Below are 17,374 nucleotides of genomic sequence, written 5' to 3'. Positions count from 1 at the left end.
ATCGAACTTAAGAAGTTCCGAAATTATGACCAAGTTTTTCAACGCCAAGAATCTTCACTCCCTGCCGGACGGCGGGCCGGACGAGAAAGGCAAGCGCAAGCAGAAGCTCTATACTGATGAACACCATCGGAGCTTCAAACTGCTCGTGACCGGCAACTCGCGTCTGTTCTATTCGCAGTGGGAGAAGCCCAAGCACATGCTGAAGGAGAGCCAGAAGCGCCAGCCCAAGCTCACGCCACTCGGCAGCGTCGAGGATTTCTCTTACAGCGCCGCGCTCGCCGCGCATCTCAAACTGCACGACGACATCAAGCAGGGCATCTATCCTGAGGCCACCAAAGGCGTGGGGCGCCGCAAGACCGGCCCGACCTTCGAAACCTATGGCACGAAAGTCGTCGCAGGATGGGCTGATAAGCGCAAGAACGCCAAGGATGCCGCAGGCATGAAGCGGATCATTCCGATCTATTGCACGGCGATCAACAACCTGCCGATTGAGAAAATCGGCACGCCCGAGGTGCTCGACGTCATGCGTCCGATCTGGGACGCCAAGCCGGCGATGGCCGAGGAAGTGCGTGCGCTGGTTGCCCGCGTCCTGAAGGCGGCGGCGAGGGAAGAACTGCGTCCCATGGGCGATCCGGCAAGCGTTGAGGCTATCGTCGCGGTGCTCGGCAAGCCCGTCAAAAAGCGCGGGCGGATTCGCGGACCCATGAAAGCGCTCAACGCAGAGAAGATGCCTGAGTTCATGGTCGAGCTGCGCGCCATCAAGAGCCAGTCGGCACGCGCGCTTGAAGCGCTGATCCTCTCTAACCTGCGCACCAATGCGGTGCGCTATCTGCACATCGACCATCTCGATCTGGAAGGCGGTGCTGACGATCCGTTGCGGCCGGGACCGAAATGGACGGTGCCGAACGACCTGATGAAGGTCGATGACGACGGCCATCCGTTCATCCTGCCGATGGTGCCGCGTCTCGTCGCCGTGCTCAAGCAGCAGATTGCGTACCTGCAAGAAACCTTCCCCGGCCAGCCGGTCGGGCTGTTGTGGCCCGGCGATGCCAGTCAGCTCAAAAATCCGTTCGAGCAGCCGATCTCGGAAAACACCATGCGCGATCTGCTCGTGGATACGCTGAAGAAGAACGCGACGCCGCACGGCATGCGCGCCACCTTCCAGACGTGGGCGGAAAATGAGCTGCAGGACGACGGCGAAACCATGAAGTTCAATCCCGATGCCATCGGCTACTGCATGGCACACAATCCGGGCGACAAGGTCAAACGCGCCTACCGGCGCAATCGGCTCTGGAAGCCCCGCATAGGCATCATGAATGCATGGGAGCGCCACCTTGCGCGGCCGAGGCCGCAGCTCAAGGCGGTCGCCTGAATATGCGGCGTTAGAGACGCAACGTAAGGCTCGTAGCTGAAAATTAGTCTTCACCGCGCACCACGAACGGCGCGCGGTTGTACGTCGGGCCATTGTTCGATATAGCGCGTGATCTCGCTTGCCATCACCACCACCGAGTGTCCGTGCTTCTTGGCCTTCAGTTCGCCGCGCGCGATCACGCGGTCCAGTTTTGCCAGCGACATCCGCAATTCGATGGCAGCCTCCCGGCGTGTCAGGAACAGCCGCTGCGTTGGCGCTGGCACCTCTCGTTGCGCCTTGTGCATTCCCGTCATATCCCGTCTCCTCGTTATCGGCGCTCCAGCTATCATCAGTAGCTCCAGCTATCATCAGTCGCGGGCTTCGATCTCCCGGATGTAGCGGATGATGATGTTCTCGCTGAACCCGTCGATGTGGGTCCATCGACCACAACCAACGCCGTTCCTGTTGGAGGCGAAAATCTCTCTCACGGCTAATCTAGGAATGAGCTCGGGCGACCCATCACGGTCGCAGAGGGCTGACCCGAGGTAAACAAGTTAATGCTGAGGTCGTTGAATCGGCGGCTAAGTCGTGCAGATAGGTGGGTTGTTCTGAATATCGTTGAGCTCAACTCCGCCTGCGCGAGCCGCCGACTGACTACGAACCTGAAGATCATAGGTTCAAACCCTGACCCCGCAACCACCGATGCGATAGCAAGCCACCAATCCTTCGAAATCATAATGTACCCGCCCCCGCAGCATCCGCACTTCACCAGACCGGCGAAGAGATGCTTGGGCCGTCGACGTTCGTTGAGCTTGTTCTCGCCAGGTACCGAAGGCTCGTAGGCGAGCTTCTGCTGGCGAGCTTTCACCGCGTCTCAGACGTCTTGATGAATGATGCGCAGTTCAGAAACGTCCTGGATCACTCGTGCAAGTACAGCTCTATTGCCGTGTCGAGTTGACGCTGAGCAGCTTCAATCTTTGAAATAACCATTTGGCCTCCCGGAGGAGAGCTACACTATCACACCGACGTTCTGGGTGCCCTCGACTTCGAGGGCGGCTATGTCGGTGAAGCCCAAAGCGCGACGGCGCAGTTCTACGCTGACGTCGAGCAGACCCTTGCGTTCGCCAAACATGCGGAGACGTGGGAATGGAAAGAAGTCGCACCCGGACTAAAACCAAGCGAGGAAACGTTCGGGTCTACCACTTCGTCGGACCAGACTTCGGACTCGATGACATCAGGCGGCGGCGACTGAAAATCGCCACCATTGCCGACCTCAACGACCCCTTCGAGCTTCTCCCGTCATCGACCGACCAGACGGTACGCGCCCGGTTCAACATCTGGCGGCAGCAGTTCGATCTTCGCTTCGGCATGCTATGCTTCAGCCGTAAATGGACGAACCCGGTCCAGTGGAGTCACTATGCGGCAAAACACACAGGTCTTTGCCTCGGCTTCGACATACCGGCCAATTTGCTGGCGAAGGTCAGCTACACCAAGAAGCGACTGACGCCACGCGTGCATGTAATTGAGGGCAAGGCGCCAGAAAATCAAAAGGAAATGTACCGGGTCCTCACGACCAAGTATCTGCACTGGCGATACGAAAGTGAAATGCGGCTCTTTCTCGGGCTTAACGATAGAGACCCTGATAACGGTCTCTACTTTGCCGACTTCGCCGACAGGCTGGTGCTGAAGCAAGTCATTGTCGGGCATTTGTCCGCGGTCACGCGCGCCGACGTGCAGGAAGCGTTGGGCAACCTCGCCAATGGCGTTGAGGTGTTCAAGGCGCGTCTCGCCTTCAAGACCTACACGGTCGCGAAGCAGCGCAAAGAGGCGATGTGGAGGTAGCTACACCGCCTCCTCTTGCATTTCTTCCCAGACTTGCCGGAACGTACCGGTCGTTGGCACGCGAAACTCGAACCACCTGGTGCGCAGCGCATCGCGCTGGTCGTCGCGCCACGTGCGGCCAGGACGGCTGATGACGCCGGGGCCGGGAGTATCCGTTTCCTGCGAGACCACGATGCAGCCGATCGCCGGTAGGTCGTTCTGGATACAATACGTCCCGACGATGCCGAGTTCGCGGTGTAGGCCAATGCCAGCACGCCGGTCCATGCCCATTTCCGCAGCCAGGTCACCGTAGGTGAGAGTACCGCCGCCGTGTTCGATGCGGCAGGCGAGGGTGAGCCAGACGCGCTGCGCCCGGACATACGTCCGGTCGCCTGGCTGGAAACGCTTGATGGGTGGGGCCACGATCGCTCCTTTTCGCGCTTGTTGTGCAGTTTTGCACTAATTGAGCTAATATGAACGAATTGAGCGGTTCTGGCAATGGCAATTTTTCTTCGTTAAATCAATGTATTACAATGCGCCAATGCGGATCCTGCCGCCGGATGAGGAGTAAATGAGGTGGGGGCGATACGAGACGTCCGCGCCGCAGAACCGCTCATCAGCATTCCGGCCTGCAGAAGGTGCTTGAGAAGCGCTTCAATCGCGGTCTCTCTCGCCACGTTCGCGAGCAAGGTTCGCCGACAAGCGCTCGCTGGGGCCGATCACAGTGGCCTCGATGAACGCCTCAACGTGAGCCGCGCGTCCGACCGCCTTGTCGAGGTGCGTCAGAAGGTCCAAGGACGAAGACGTGATCAAGACAAGCCAAAAACGTCGCCATGCTCGACATTGCGCTGCTGCGCGCCGAGATCGATTGCGAGTTGTATAAAAAGCCGATCGAAGTCCCTACGCGCCGCAACTCGTTATTTCCAGAACGGCACCGCGAAATTTCCACACGCCGGCAGCGAGCATTTTGCTCACGCAACTCCTCGAATTCGGCAGTGAGAAGCATAATGACGCGGTAGGCGCGCGGGTGTATCTCATGCTTGTGTTGGCCGGCTGTGGGATCGAAGAGCCGAAGGTTCACTACGTCTAGCGGGATGCCAAGATGCGGATATGGAGGTATCTCGACCTCGCAAAGTTGGTGAGCATGTTGTCAACCAAGGCTTTATTTCGCTCCACCGAGCGAATTGAATGACCCCTTCGAGGGCTACATGCCTCGCAGCCACGTGAAGGCCCATGAGGAAATCGCCGCCAACTATGTGGATCAGTTAAAAAATGCCCGAGATCAGATAGTGGCGCGTTTTCCTGGCCGTGACCCGAGCATGCTTGACGCTGCGGTGGTGGAGGCTGAGCAAAAACTGAATGCACCGGCAATGCTCAAGGATGTCGCTATCCGTTTCGGGGTGAATTGTTGGCATAAGAACGAGCACGAGTCCGCAGCGATGTGGCAACTCTATGGGAATTGCGCCGCGATCGAGTCCACCGAGGAACGACTAAAGAGCGCGTTTGGCCGGGAAGACATCAACCTTGACGACGTGCGCTATATGGATTTCGACAACGATCCCATAGAAAAGGGCCACCGACACTACGCGTCGTTCATCAAGCGCATGGAGTTTCAGCACGAGCGCGAGCTTCGAGCGAACGTCCTGCTCAAAAACTTCGGCAAAGGCGAGTTGATCGAGTGTGACATCGAGAAGCTGGTCGTTGCGATCTACGTCGCGCCGTCAGCCGCATCCTACTACGTTGAAGCGGTCCGCGCGGTCGTCGAGCAGATGGGTCCGAAACCGACCGTCCCTGTGATCCGGTCAAAGATGCTGTCTCCACCGGATTACTAGGTCGTTAGACATCAGCGTGCTCAATTGACCTTGTCATGGTCCTATTCCAGGGTGCGATTGCCGTCCCATTCCTCGATCGCGGCGAATAGTTCGGTTTTTGCGGTCGCTTTCAGGCCGCGCATTCCGCTCCAGCACGTAAAAGTCGTTGCTGAAAACGGCCAACAGATCCTTGCTGTCGAATACGCCGTCGAACACGAATTTCTTGTCGTGGTGGAACGCTCCTGGGGGTGAACTCTAAGGCAGGAAGGCTGGCACAGGGGCCACAGTACCGCGGCTCTTTCGACAGTTTGGGGACGGATTCGATCAACATATTGATATTGTTTGAGTTTTGAAAGAACAAAAATAGAACGAAATTGTTGACCTCGGGCGTCCATGCCCGTAAGGTTTTATTTGGGGGTTTACCCCATGATTCCTTGGGGTAGCAAACGGTGCAGTTCACGGCTGGTCAGTTACGGGAGACCGTTGGGATTTCGGTGGAGACGTATCGCCACTGGAAGCGCGTGCTGCCGCCGTTCTCGGATCGCCAAGGCTATGTCCCGGCGTTCAGTGTCGGGGATCTCGTTGCCGCACGCGTGCTTCGGTGCCTTACCGAGACCTTCGGCATTCGGACCGGGCATTTAAGCAGCTTGTCGGTGGATCTCGTCCGTCTCTGCAATGGCGTTCCGTGGGCCAAGCTTGCCGATCGCGATGTCGTGATCGATCCAGTGGGCCAGACATGCCACCTGGCGCGGCACGGCGGGGAAAGCGCACGTGCCAAGCCGATCATCATCTGCCCGATGTCGCCGCTGATGATCGAGCTCGGAAGCGAACTGCACCGGCTTCTTCCTGTTTCCGATCAGCGTCAGTTTCAGTTTCCGCCGATTGAATTCCGGGAAGCGCCCCGTGCCGCGAGGCGTTCGTCGTGACGCGCGCTCAAGTCATTTCCGACCCGTGGAAGGCGCGGCTTGGCTTAGCCACGCGGCAATCGCCGGAGTTCTACGAGACGTCGGGTGCCGTCCTCGATACACCGCACGCAGTGGCGATCCGATCGGCGCTCGATGACCTTGGCCTCTCGGGGGTGCTCTGCGTTCAGGGCGTTCCGACGATCGCCATGCTTCAAGTCGAGGAATACGACGCAACGCGCGTGGTCGATATTCATGGCGCGCTCTGGAATCAGGGGCTCGCCAGCCTGCTGCTTGTGATAACGCAGGATACGCTGCGGGCCTTCTCATTGGCACGTTTGCCGCAACGCGAGTGGGGACAGGATTTTGACCGGCGCTGCCTCGTGGTGGCGCTTGATGCCACCACGGACGCGTTGGAGATAAGCAACCTCATCTACGGGGCCGAGTCCGGCCGCCTGTGGCGAGAGCATGCAGAGTTCTTTGATTCCAAAGAACGCATCGATGAGGTGCTGCTGGGCAATCTCAATGCCTCGCATCAGGAGCTTTGCAAGGCAAACCTCAACACCGACGCGGCGCAGGCGCTTCTGATTCAGGCGATGTTTATCGCGTATCTCGAAGATCGCGAGATCATCACGTCGGAATACTTCGAAGGTGCAACGCGAAAGAAGGCCAGCAGCTTTTCTGCTTTGCTCGAAGCCCGCGACGTCAAGCTGCTCAAGACGTTGTTTTCCACGCTGCGCGATGACTTCAATGGCGATCTTTTCGTCGCGCCGTGCTCGTTCGAGTCAGCGGCGAAGGCCCCGACCGTCACAGAGGCGCATCTTGACGTGCTTGCGCGTTTCCGCAGCGGACGCGAAGAAATGGCCAAGGGAGGCCAGTTCCGTTTCTGGGGATACGATTTCCGCTACATTCCGATTGAACTCGTGAGCGCTGTCTATGATCGCTTCTTGGGTGAGCGGGAAGATGAGCGGAAAGCGCAAGGCGCCTACTACACGCCCATGTTTCTCGCTGACACCGTTGTCTCGCAACTGTGGGACGTTCTGCCTGCGGTGACCCGGGAGAAAGGGCACTTCCTCGATCCTGCGTGCGGCTCCGGCGTTTTTCTCGTTCGATCATTCCAGCGCCTGTGCGAGCACTGGCGAACGGGGCGGCAATCACGCACCATTCGCTGGGATAGCTTGCTTTCGATCCTCAAACGCATGCATGGCTGGGACCTGAACGGCAGTGCCGTGCGTGTGGCGGTCTTCTCGCTCTACGTGGCTCTCTTGGAGGAAGTATCACCGCCGGATATTCGCGCGATGATCAAGCGCGGAAAGCTGTTGCCTGAACTCTGGGGCAAAACGCTCGTCCGCCGTGACTTCTTCGTCGATCCTGACAAGGAGCTTGCGACCTTCGAGGTTTTAATCGGCAACCCTCCGTGGACAAGCCGGCGCGGGCCGGAACGCGCTTCACTTCGTTGGTCCGAGAAAAACGATGCCCCGATGCCAAGCCGCGAGGACGCGTGGGCCTTCGTCTGGAAGTCGCTCAAGCATCTCCGTCCTGGAGGGCTCGTAGCGTTTCTTCTCCCGGCGATGGGATTCTTGCACAACCATGCCGCCAACTCTTTGGAGGCGCGCCGACGGCTTGTCACGGGAAGCAAAATTGTTCGCGTGATAAACTTCGCGGACCTGCGATTTCAGTTGTTCGATGGGGCTATCCGGCCCGCAGCCCTGATCATTTTTGGGGCCAACGACCGCCCGCAGGTGCCTTATAAGTTCGACTATTGGGCTCCGAAGGCAGATTTGAACCTGCAATTGAAGCGCATGATTACGCTGAGCAGCACCGACAAGCTAACGCTGAATTCGGCGACGGTGGAGCGTGACGGTTTAGCTTTCAAACATCGGCTGTGGATGCGGGAGCCGGATGCGAAGCTCTTCAGTTACATGTCTCGTCTTCCGAACCTTGCGGCATTGATCAAGGATTTCGGTGGCCTAAAACGGCGTGGTATGGATTTGGACGGCCAATGGGTGATTGGCCAAGGCTATCAACCCTTTCACGGATCGGAGTCGGGCGCTTCCTCATCGTTCCATATGAGCAAGTTCGTCGGGCAGTTGCCGGACCTTCCCATCGAAGCATTCTGCCGATTGGCGCAGCCTGTAACGGAGTTAAAGCCGGCGCGCTCACGGCGGGTTCGACGCATGGGCTTCGAACGCGGTTTCTCGGGAACGCGGGTGCTTATCCCGCGCGGCGTGGAAACGACGCAGTGGCGCCTGCGTGCGGCCTACACCGAAGAGGCCATGACGTTTCAGCATATCATTCAGGCCATTTCCGTTCCCGCAGGGCAGGAAGATCGCGCCAAGGTACTGACGGCGATCCTCAATAGCCGGGTTGCGCTTTGGTTCGCATTCCACGGCACGGCATCTTTTGGTGCCGAGCGCCCCGAAGTTCAGCAAGCAGAACTTCTGAATCTGCCGTTCCCTGATGTTGACGATTTGCCCGAACCTGAGAAGGCGAAGCTGGCAAGCGCCGAGCTCGTGAAATTGATTGACCGCGAAGTCGAGCGCGCGCGCAGGCCCTTTGAACTGACCGGTGGCTCTGACACTACACTGGCCGCGATCGATCGTCTCACCTATGACTACTTCTGTCTTTCGGACGGCGAGATCACGCTGATCGAGGATACGGTCACGCAGATTATCCCGGCCACGCAGCCGCATCAGGGTAGCTATCCGCAGCTGTGGAAAGCCCCGACACAGCATGATCGGGAAAGCTATGCGCGCACGCTGATCGGTCGCTTCGATGGCTGGCTGAAGGAAGGCGTTGAGGTGAACGCCACTCTTGAGGCGGCGAATGCCGATCTCGCCGTGCTCCGCCTGAGCCTGGATTCTTCCAAAAGGAATTATGTCGAAGAAAAAGCCGAGTCCTTGCAGAGTTCGATCGCGCGCCTTGCGGCACACATTCATCGCCCGCTCGACGGCAACTTCCAACTGTTGCCGGACTTGCGCGTGTTCGTCGAAAACAATCTCTATTTGATCAAGCCGATGCAAAAGCGCTTTTGGCTGGAGTCAACGGCTCTTGCGGATGCGGACGCGGTCGCCAGCGATCTCGAAACGGTGGCCTATATCGGGCCGGGCCGGAGCCGTGCTGTATGATGCTCGGCGATCCGCAAAGCTGGAAGCGTCAGTTCATAAGCCTCGATGAACGTATTCTCCAGCGCGTATTGCACGTCTGGAACAGCTGTGTGGCCCGCTTGCCTGGGCAGCCTGAAGAAGACGACATCACGACCAATCTCATCGACTTGCTTTTGAAAGATCCCGTGGTTCGCACCCTTTGCCATTGGATTGAATATCAGTTCGAGCCTTTTGGGACAAATGATCAGGGCGCCAAGTACAGCAAAGGCATTGTTGACTTGGCGGTTTTGCTGGATTTTGACCGGGAGACCTATCTTCCCTATGAGTGCAAGCGCTTAAATACCATCCACCAGGGCAGGCGCTCTTCGCTCGCGACGCCTTATGTAAACGATGGCCTCATGCGTTTTGTAACGGAGCAATACGCCGAGGGCCTGCCGGTTGGCTGTATGTTAGGCTACGTCATGGATGGAGACTTGGCCTTTGCGTTGCAGCAGGTTCAGGCGGCTATCATAGCACAGGCCACTCCTTTGAAGTCCCGCGGTGGAATCACAAACGGCGAGGCCACGCCCTCGATCGAACGCTTTCGCACCGATCACGAACGCGATGTCTCCGCACAGATTGAAGTTCGGCACGTCTTGCTGCCGTTTGCCGCGATGGCAGGTGTCAATGGACCTACCTGAAATAAGTGGATATCAGCGTGCGACGTGCTAGCCCGTCCCATCATGCGCAGCAGCTTCAGCACCGAGGTTAGATCAAGACCGGCCGGTGGGAACGGACCAGGCACCGAATCCGAGACAGGTCCAGTTCCACAACGAGCTTCGAAGCTGATCTGCCGTTACTTTGCTTGGGACAAGCCGCTCTTCAGTAACAAAACAGCTTGAGATATCAATGGCCTGTCGGCACAATCGCTTCTGCTTGCAGCTGCTGTCCGACGGTACCGCAAACGTCGCGTAACTCGGCCTCCTGACACACCGAAGGGCTTTCACTTGATTTCTGGCAATCTTTTCACCCGCGACTATTTACTCGAGGGCATAACGCGTAGCTCCGCGTGGCAAGATTTGTCCGAGACAAGTGTTCTAGAGCTCAAGCACAAGCTGGCAGAGCGCGTCCAAAGCTTGCTCGCTGTCAACAAGCCGAATGAAGCGCAAACTGAGAAGACACTCATCTACCCGGTGCTGGAAATCCTCGGGTGGAGCGAAGTCGAAGTTCAACAGACCCTTTCATCGAAGGGCCGCAAACAAATACCGGACGCGGTTCTATTTAAAGACACCGCCGCGCGGAACCGTGCCGTGGCCGAAAAGGACCACTGGAAGCGCTACCAGCATGGTCTTGCGATTCTCGAAGCCAAGCGCTGGGGTCGAACGCTTGATCGTTCCGATCGGAGCGAGGCAGAAGAAGGCGTTCCCTCAAACCAGATGCTCCAATACCTCAGCCGGGTGGATGTCCAGACATCCGGCAAAGTCCGCCTTGGCATCCTGACGAATGGCGTCAAATGGCGGCTTTATTTTCAGGGCGCGTTGTCGGTCTCTGAGGACTTTTTTGAGATCGATTTAGGGAAAGCGCTTGAGCTCCCTGGCCACGAGCTTGATCTCGTCGAACGGGCGAACCCACTTCTGACGCCGCTGCATTCTCTGAAGCTGTTCGCACTGATGTTTGGCAGGCAGGCATTTCTGCCGGTCGACGGGCCGCGCACGTTCCATGATCTGGCTCGCGATGAAGGAAAAAATTGGGAAGCCCGCGTTACACGCGACCTGTCCCACCTCGTCTTTCACGATCTCTATCCGGGCGTGGTCGCTGCGATCCACAAGCATGATACCGCGCGTCCAGCTTCCATCGATGCGGGCTACCTCGAAAGTGTGCGCCAGAGCGCGCTCATTCTGCTGTATCGCCTGCTTTTCGTTGTCTATGCCGAGGACCGCGAGCTTCTTCCGGATAGCCAGGAGCCCTACAAATCGTATTCGCTTACGACCATGCGCGGAGAGATTGCCGATCGTTTCAGCAAAGGGCAGGTTTTCTCTTCAACCATCGCAACGTTTTGGCCGAAGTTGACGGCGGTGTTCAAGGCGATCTCGGAGGGCGACGATGCGCTCGGCATCCCGCCTTATAATGGAGGGCTGTTCGCGCAGGATGGTGCACCCTTGCTTGGCCGCGTTCAACTTCCTGACGCCGTCATTGCTCACCTAATTTTCAAGCTGTCACATCGGGAAGAGACGCCTGGTACCTTTCGCTACATCAACTACCGTGACCTTGGCGTGCAACAGCTTGGCACGATTTACGAGCGGACCTTGGAATACGGGCTTCGATACGACGCGAAAGCCGGCGCAATCGTGGTCGATGCCGACGATACCGCGCGTCATGAATCGGGGAGCTACTACACTCCAGACAGCCTTGTTTCGCTCATCATCGAAAAGTCAGTAGGTCCATTCGTCGAGGAGAGGCTAGCAACGTTCAAGGCGGAGGCAGCCAAGCTCGCGAAGGATAAGCGCCCGGTGGAAAGCAGGCTCGCGCTTCTTCAAGGATTTGACCCCGCACTTCATATCCTTGAGCTGCGCGTTTGCGATCCGGCCATGGGCTCTGGGCATTTCCTCGTCAATCTCGTCGACTGGCTTGCCGATAAGGCCTTGGCCGCCATCGCCGAGGCGGAACAGGTTGTGGACTGGAGCGACAAGCCGTACCGGTCGCCCGTTGTCGCCAGCATAGAGCAAACGCGTGTTGACATCATAAGACAAGCAACGCTGCACCAGTGGCCGTTTGTCGTCGAGCACCTGGACGACCGCCACATCGTTCGCAGGACAGTCCTCAAGCGCTGCATCTACGGTGTCGATAAAAACCCGATGGCCGTTGAGTTGGCAAAGGTGGCGCTGTGGCTGCATACCTTCACCGTTGGAGCGCCACTCTCCTTCCTTGATCATCACCTCCGCTGTGGCAATTCGCTGTTTGGTTTTTGGATAAGGGAGGCGATGGATCGGCTGACGGACCGCGGTGGTCAGCTCTTGATCAACGAGCCTATCCAGAAAGCGATGGCGCAAGCTGCGGCGATGCAGAAGCTGGAGCGGGTCAACGATATCGATATCGCCGAGGTTCATCAGTCGAAGACGCTCTTCGATGGCATTGAAAATGAGACGCGACCCTTCAACAGCTTCTTGAAGCTGCTATACGCGCTCGACTGGCTCAAGCTTGATAAGGCTGACGAGACGGCGACAAAGAGCTGGCTCGATGGCCAATTTGGCGATCCTTTCGATCTTGCGCGAGGACGGCTCACGCTTGGTCCGGCGCTCGAAAACGGCGGGACGGCGCAGTCGCGGGACGTCCTTGACCAGATTCCAAGCCCGGGCAGGGCGAACGCGCTCCGGTTTGCGGGCATTCTCCGGAGAGCCCGGGAACTCATTGCCAACGAAGGCTTCCACAACTGGCAGGTCGCTTTTCCCGGTGTATGGACGCAATGGGAGAGCGAGCAACTCCACGGCGGCTTTCATGCGGTGATTGGTAACCCGCCCTATGTCCGTCAAGAGTTGATCCGTTCCTATAAGACCGCGCTGGAAGAACACTATGAAACGTTCGCCGGCCAAGCCGATCTCTACGTTTATTTTTATGAGCAGGGATTGAAACTGCTCCGCCCGGGCGGGCGATTGTCATACGTCGTCACAAACAAATGGATGCGCGCCGACTATGCCGAGCGCCTGCGCGGGCTGTTCGAGACGAAGGCCTGGGTTGAATTCGTCGCTGATTTTGGTCACGCGAAGCGGTTCTTCCCCGATGCCGACGTATTTCCCTCCGTGCTGGTCTTGCAAAGGCCCGGTCCCGGTGCGCCGCCAGAAAACACGGTCGTTTGCGCGATGCCGCGGGATGACGTCCCCGACAAAAATCTCGATCAGGCGGTTGCCAACCCGGCCTATAATTTCGTCTTGCCACGCCGTCATTTTGCGCGAGACGGTTGGGTTCTAGATCGGCCCGAGGGAATTAATCTTCTCAACAAGATCCGGGAGCGTGGCGCGCCACTACGTGCGGTGCTTGGTGCCGATCCCCTCTACGGCATCAAGACTGGTCTCAATGAGGCCTACATCGTTGATGCTGCGACGCGTGAACGCTTGATCGCCGAAGACCCGGCGTCGGCTGCGTTATTCCGGCCCTACCTGCGCGGACAGGATATTTCCCGCTGGTCGTGTCCTGATACCGGCCTCTTCATGATCGTGATGAAGTCGAGTTCCGATCATCCGTGGCCTTGGGCCGGTGCGCCCGACGAGGAGGCCGCCGAACGACTATTCGAGCAAACCTATCCGGCAATCTATCGTCACTTGAAATCCTTTGAAGTCATTCCAGATCCCCGCGGTGGGCGTCCGAAGGGACTTCGCCACAGGGAAGATCAAGGCCGCTATTGGTGGGAGCTCCGGCCGTGCGGCTACTACGCCGCCTTCGATGCTCCGAAAACGCTTTACGTCGATATTGCTTGGACGCCGTCGTTCCTGGTTGATCGCCGCCAGCGATTTACGAACAATACCTGCTACTTCCTTCCGTCCGCCGCGCCGGATGTCGCGGCCTCCTTGAATGCCCCCATTGGATGGTGGTTCGCATGGAGAAGGGCGCAGCATGGGAAGGACGAAGCGCTGCGGTTCTTCACCTCATTCATGGAGACCTATCCGGTAGCGCCGCTCGGGGAAGTCGCGCGTACCGAAGTCGGCGAACTGGTCGAGCAAGCTTCTTCACTGGCCGAGCAGATACAGGTTGCCGACCAAAACATAGCCGAATGGCTCAAAGTCGCGTTTGAGTTCAAGGCTCTCAAGCCAAGCCTTGCGTCCGCTTCCTTGCTTGCTGGCGATCAGTTCCTTGCAGCGGTTCGTGATGCCTTGCCAAAGAAGCGAAAGCTCTCTGCGGCGGAAGTTGCCGAACTCAAGCGGGAGTTTGGCGCAACGGTTGATCCTGCAAAAAGGCTCCGCGCGGAGGTGTTCGCGGCCGAACGCCGGCTATCGGACCTTGTGAATCAGGCCTATGGTCTCACGCACGAGGAGGTCGAACTTATGTGGCGGACGGCGCCACCTCGCATGCCGTTTATGCCACAGGGTGACACGGCCTCCGCAACCGCGAACGCACGTCGCTCCAAAAAGGCGGCTGAAGGCTGAGCTTCTCATTGATAAGCAGATAAGGGACGATCGTCGATTAGCCAGCAGCAGTAAGCGTCATGAAACGTGTAAAGATGTCGAGCCTGGTGCGGGGCGATATCGTCCTTACAACGACCACCGCAGCCGTAAGCAAGGCTATTCGATGGGGAACGAAGAGCGACATTTCGCATGCGTTGGTTTGCGTCCAGCACGGATCGGTCATTGATGCGACGTCGGAGGGGGTGCACGCGAGGAATGTGCAACGCTTGTTTTTTGAAGACGAGTGCGCATTGCATGTGTTCCGGCTCAAAGCAGGTCTTAGGCCGGACCAAGCCGAACAAATTTGCCAATTTGTCCGGCAGCGCATTGGGTGTGAGTATTCGACACGGGAAGCCGTGAGGGCTGCCGTCGGCGGCTCTAACCAATGGACTCGCAAGCAATTCTGCTCGCGGCTCGTCGCGCAAGCTTACGCCTCGGCGGGGATAAAACTCGTTGCTAATCCCAATTATTGCGCTCCTGCCGATCTAGCCGAAAGCAATCTCCTTGCCGCTGTTTCAGGTGCTGTTGAATCTGTGAGTGATGAGGAAGCTGATCGCTGGGCTGCCCATATGGATTTGACGGAGGCGATGAGGAGCGCAATCAACGCCGTCTTGGAAGGCGCACGAAAGAAAGACAAAGGCATTCAAACCTTTGAGGATATCGTTCCTTATCTTATCCAGCATCCCGCAGATGATGCCTATTTCGTCGATTTGCTGACACGGTCAGGGTATCTCACGGTTTGGCAGCTCAATACGGAGAGGAATCGTTGGCAATACGAAGATGCGCTGTTGGCGGAACTGCCTAAGGAGGAGTGCGAGAATTATTGCAGGGGCACTTTGAAAGATGAGGAAGCGGGCCCTCATCGCTATGTGATCAATCGGAGCGCCTTTCGCGGTCTGTCCCATCAGTACAACTTGGATTCCTTTAGCTTGCTCTTCGACCTGTACGATTTGCTCGCAGGTGAGCATCGCCATCGGGTGATGGTAGCTAGGCGATGGCTTGAAGCGAATGGTTTGGTCGAGCCTGCAATTGACATCGTCTTTCGGCCCCATTCGCCAGAATGGTTCTCGGCGATGGACCAATGGGACCCGGTGAAAGCAGCAATGACCCGATTTATTGTCAACGATGCTGGCCGTGACGATGTTTGTTCGGTCTGTGGGGACGAACCGGCAGCGGACTATCGGCTGGAGAAGGCTTTGCGGCCCGCAGGCGGACCCGACACGCTCAGGCTTTGCGACGAATGCGTCGAGATACGAAAGAACATGGGAGAGCCCTTCGAGATAATCTAGGATCGGCGACGCCAACACCCTGTATTAGGCGGCCATCGTGGGAGCTGCGGCAGTGACTTCATCATTGACGTCGGGCCGGGAGCGGGTGAGGAGCGGCATTCAATGCACGAACGGCCGCTCGCGTGCCGCCTTCGCAAGCGGCGATTGCCTAGTCGACCGCGGCCTCCAGCCCGTCGTCAGGTTCTTTCGGCTCGGGGACCGAAGACATCGCGTTGTTCCAGGTTGACCGTCGGTAGCTTATGTTCTTATTTTGTTCTCATGGAGTCAAGCCGCCGTTTCAAGCCGCCCTGGACGTTGGTCCGGGAGAATTCCGAGTGCTACGTGGTCAAGGACGCCAACGGCGTGACCTTGGCATGGCTCTATTGCCGTGATGATACGCAGCGCTACAGCTTCGGCGTGAGCAAGCTATCCTCGGATGAGGCGCGCCGGATCGGCCAGGCGATCGCACGCATTCCCGAATTCATGATGCCGCGCCAAGGCTTCTATCCGCGTGGTGGCGGGCCGCGCTGGCGCGCCGACCGGCCGTACCATGTCGCGCTCGAAGACCGCTATATCCGCGAGCACTGGGATGAAATTGACGCACTCTGTCGGTTGAACAACCTGCCGTTCAATGCGACCGGTGAAGTGATACAGAACGACGGCGTTTGGAGGGTCTACGAGTTCACCTGGCAGATGGATGCAATCCTGTTCTGGGAGCGGTTCGAGGGTCGCTGGCTGCGGGGCACCGAGTTTCACTACCCCGAGCGGCCCGAGAACCTGCCGTCGCTAAAGCCGCTCGAGAACTGGCCGAAATTCAATCCGCGCAATTTGCGATAACCACTGATGCCAAGGTTCATGAGCATGCATCGAGCCCCCGTCATGTTGATGCTTCTGTTGCTGTCGAGCACGGCCTTCGCGAATGATTTCGTTGGCCAAGCCAGCGTTATCGACGGTGACACGTTGGAAATTCATGGGACGCGCATCCGGCTCTGGGGCGTCGATGCCCCTGAGAGCAGCCAGCTATGCCGAGGTGCGGATAGCAATCTGTATCGTTGTGGCGCGGCCGCAGCCAATGATCTCGCCACCTTCATCGCGCGGCGGCCGATCAATTGTACACCCGTATCCGAGGATCAATACGGACGGAGTGTAGCGACCTGTTCGGCCGGCGGCACCGATCTCGGGGAATGGCTTGTTCGCAATGGTCTCGCGCTGGATTGGCCGCAATATTCGAAAGGGAGGTATGCCGCTGCCGAGCGCGATGCCGATCGTTCGGGCCGCGGCATGTGGGCAGGCAGCTACGTGGAGCCATGGTTGTTCCGCAAGTGCATCAGGGCGGGTGGCACCCCGACCAACTGTTCGGATGATGCGAACGCACATCCTTGAACGCGCCTTCATGCAGCGAATCGGAGCTTCAACAGTTAAGTGCGCTAAATCAACATCGGAGTGAACTGGCGCGATTTGCGCGACTCGCGCTAAGCAGTTGCCATTGCCTCCTCGCTGCGCAAAGGGAATGAGATGGTTGCTGCTGCCCGTGATTTGCCGGCTTCAGGTTATGCGCTGGAAGTCGATGGTCGGCTCAAGGCCGAATTTGCGACCAGGGACGGAGCCAAGACGGGCGCGGAAGAACTGAAGAAGCGTTTTCCCATGCTCAGAATCAGAATCTATGACGCGCAGACACAGACGCGCGAAGACGTCGAGCTAACGTGAGTCTCGCATCGGCTTGGAGGGGGCAACCGATGCGACGACACTCGTTGCTGAAGTCCACATGCGGATGCTCGTCGGCACGCAGAATCGTATGGGCTTCGGAAAAGCGCAATAGGTTCATCGACAGACTTTGCTGATCGGCAGCCCAGTGGTTTGCCGTCTCCCTGTGGGACCGGGCTGTCGGCTCCGCTGAAGCCCCGGCTTGCGCCGGGTCTTCACCCTTCGGGCTCCATCCCTGACGCGGTGTCTGCGGCTCGCTTGGGGGCTTCGCATCC

13 protein-coding genes are annotated in these 17,374 nt (G+C 58.1%); 11 read left to right on the top strand and 2 right to left on the bottom strand.

Annotated features, from left to right (window positions below; translation table 11 throughout):
• The first annotated feature begins 25 nt into the window (after positions 1-25).
• A complete protein-coding gene (locus tag NEZ08_RS17660; RefSeq protein WP_298109526.1) occupies positions 26-1,372 on the top strand; it encodes a hypothetical protein in 1,347 nt (448 codons plus the stop codon).
• A gap of 50 nt (positions 1,373-1,422) precedes the next feature.
• Here the strand turns inward: NEZ08_RS17660 and NEZ08_RS17655 are convergent, their stop codons facing one another.
• Entirely contained in the window at positions 1,423-1,665 is a 243-nt protein-coding gene (locus tag NEZ08_RS17655; protein WP_298109524.1) for a hypothetical protein, read from the bottom strand.
• 832 nt (positions 1,666-2,497) lie between these two features.
• Here NEZ08_RS17655 and NEZ08_RS17650 point away from each other — a divergent pair.
• A complete protein-coding gene (locus tag NEZ08_RS17650) occupies positions 2,498-3,193 on the top strand; it encodes a DUF2971 domain-containing protein (RefSeq protein ID WP_298109521.1) in 696 nt (231 codons plus the stop codon).
• Here the strand turns inward: NEZ08_RS17650 and NEZ08_RS17645 are convergent, their stop codons facing one another.
• Positions 3,194-3,595, bottom strand: coding sequence for a hypothetical protein (locus NEZ08_RS17645; protein WP_298109519.1), 402 nt, complete (start codon positions 3,593-3,595; stop codon positions 3,194-3,196).
• A 785-nt stretch (positions 3,596-4,380) separates the two neighbouring features.
• Here NEZ08_RS17645 and NEZ08_RS17640 point away from each other — a divergent pair.
• From NEZ08_RS17640 to NEZ08_RS17600, 9 genes are all read left to right on the top strand, one after another.
• Positions 4,381-5,004: a hypothetical protein gene (locus tag NEZ08_RS17640; RefSeq protein ID WP_298109517.1), complete on the top strand. Its 624-nt coding sequence runs from the start codon at positions 4,381-4,383 to the stop codon at positions 5,002-5,004.
• A 428-nt stretch (positions 5,005-5,432) separates the two neighbouring features.
• The gene (locus NEZ08_RS17635; protein ID WP_298109515.1) at positions 5,433-5,909 is read left to right on the top strand and encodes a hypothetical protein; all 477 of its coding nucleotides are present in this window, start codon (positions 5,433-5,435) and stop codon (positions 5,907-5,909) included.
• Positions 5,906-9,013 carry an N-6 DNA methylase gene (locus NEZ08_RS17630; RefSeq protein ID WP_298109513.1) on the top strand — a complete coding sequence of 1,036 codons (3,108 nt, stop codon included), beginning with the start codon at positions 5,906-5,908 and terminating at the stop codon, positions 9,011-9,013. The genes NEZ08_RS17635 and NEZ08_RS17630 overlap by 4 nt, the downstream gene beginning before the upstream one ends.
• The gene (locus tag NEZ08_RS17625; protein ID WP_298109511.1) at positions 9,010-9,672 is read left to right on the top strand and encodes a hypothetical protein; all 663 of its coding nucleotides are present in this window, start codon (positions 9,010-9,012) and stop codon (positions 9,670-9,672) included. Before NEZ08_RS17630 ends, NEZ08_RS17625 begins: the two co-directional genes overlap by 4 nt.
• Positions 9,673-9,978: 306 nt before the next feature.
• Positions 9,979-14,109, top strand: coding sequence for an Eco57I restriction-modification methylase domain-containing protein (locus tag NEZ08_RS17620; RefSeq protein ID WP_298109509.1), 4,131 nt, complete (start codon positions 9,979-9,981; stop codon positions 14,107-14,109).
• A gap of 59 nt (positions 14,110-14,168) precedes the next feature.
• Complete coding sequence (locus NEZ08_RS17615) at positions 14,169-15,416, top strand: YiiX/YebB-like N1pC/P60 family cysteine hydrolase (RefSeq protein ID WP_298109507.1); 1,248 nt, start codon at positions 14,169-14,171, stop codon at positions 15,414-15,416.
• A 321-nt stretch (positions 15,417-15,737) separates the two neighbouring features.
• Positions 15,738-16,232, top strand: a complete 495-nt coding sequence (locus NEZ08_RS17610) for a hypothetical protein (RefSeq protein WP_298109505.1) — start codon at positions 15,738-15,740, stop codon at positions 16,230-16,232.
• Positions 16,233-16,274: 42 nt separating this feature from the next.
• Positions 16,275-16,778, top strand: a complete 504-nt coding sequence (locus NEZ08_RS17605) for a thermonuclease family protein (RefSeq protein WP_298109503.1) — start codon at positions 16,275-16,277, stop codon at positions 16,776-16,778.
• A gap of 132 nt (positions 16,779-16,910) precedes the next feature.
• A complete protein-coding gene (locus NEZ08_RS17600) occupies positions 16,911-17,102 on the top strand; it encodes a hypothetical protein (protein ID WP_298109501.1) in 192 nt (63 codons plus the stop codon).
• The last annotated feature ends 272 nt before the right edge of the window (positions 17,103-17,374 follow it).

It is taken from the genome of Bradyrhizobium sp., assembly GCF_027451485.1.
Classification (GTDB): Bacteria; Pseudomonadota; Alphaproteobacteria; order Rhizobiales; family Xanthobacteraceae; genus Bradyrhizobium.
Note: the sequence above shows the minus strand (reverse complement) of the source record. Positions and strands in the feature narration are given on the sequence as shown.

What these genes read in the sequence shown, in the direction of transcription:
- NEZ08_RS17655 (WP_298109524.1), bottom strand. Translation starts at nt 1,665, where the DNA reads ATGACGGGAATGCACAAGGCGCAACGAGAGGTGCCAGCGCCAACGCAG.
- NEZ08_RS17600 (WP_298109501.1), top strand. Translation starts at nt 16,911, where the DNA reads ATGGTTGCTGCTGCCCGTGATTTGCCGGCTTCAGGTTATGCGCTGGAA.
- NEZ08_RS17615 (WP_298109507.1), top strand. Translation starts at nt 14,169, where the DNA reads ATGAAACGTGTAAAGATGTCGAGCCTGGTGCGGGGCGATATCGTCCTT.
- NEZ08_RS17605 (WP_298109503.1), top strand. Translation starts at nt 16,275, where the DNA reads ATGTTGATGCTTCTGTTGCTGTCGAGCACGGCCTTCGCGAATGATTTC.
- NEZ08_RS17650 (WP_298109521.1), top strand. Translation starts at nt 2,498, where the DNA reads ATGGAAAGAAGTCGCACCCGGACTAAAACCAAGCGAGGAAACGTTCGG.
- NEZ08_RS17625 (WP_298109511.1), top strand. Translation starts at nt 9,010, where the DNA reads ATGATGCTCGGCGATCCGCAAAGCTGGAAGCGTCAGTTCATAAGCCTC.
- NEZ08_RS17660 (WP_298109526.1), top strand. Translation starts at nt 26, where the DNA reads ATGACCAAGTTTTTCAACGCCAAGAATCTTCACTCCCTGCCGGACGGC.
- NEZ08_RS17640 (WP_298109517.1), top strand. Translation starts at nt 4,381, where the DNA reads ATGCCTCGCAGCCACGTGAAGGCCCATGAGGAAATCGCCGCCAACTAT.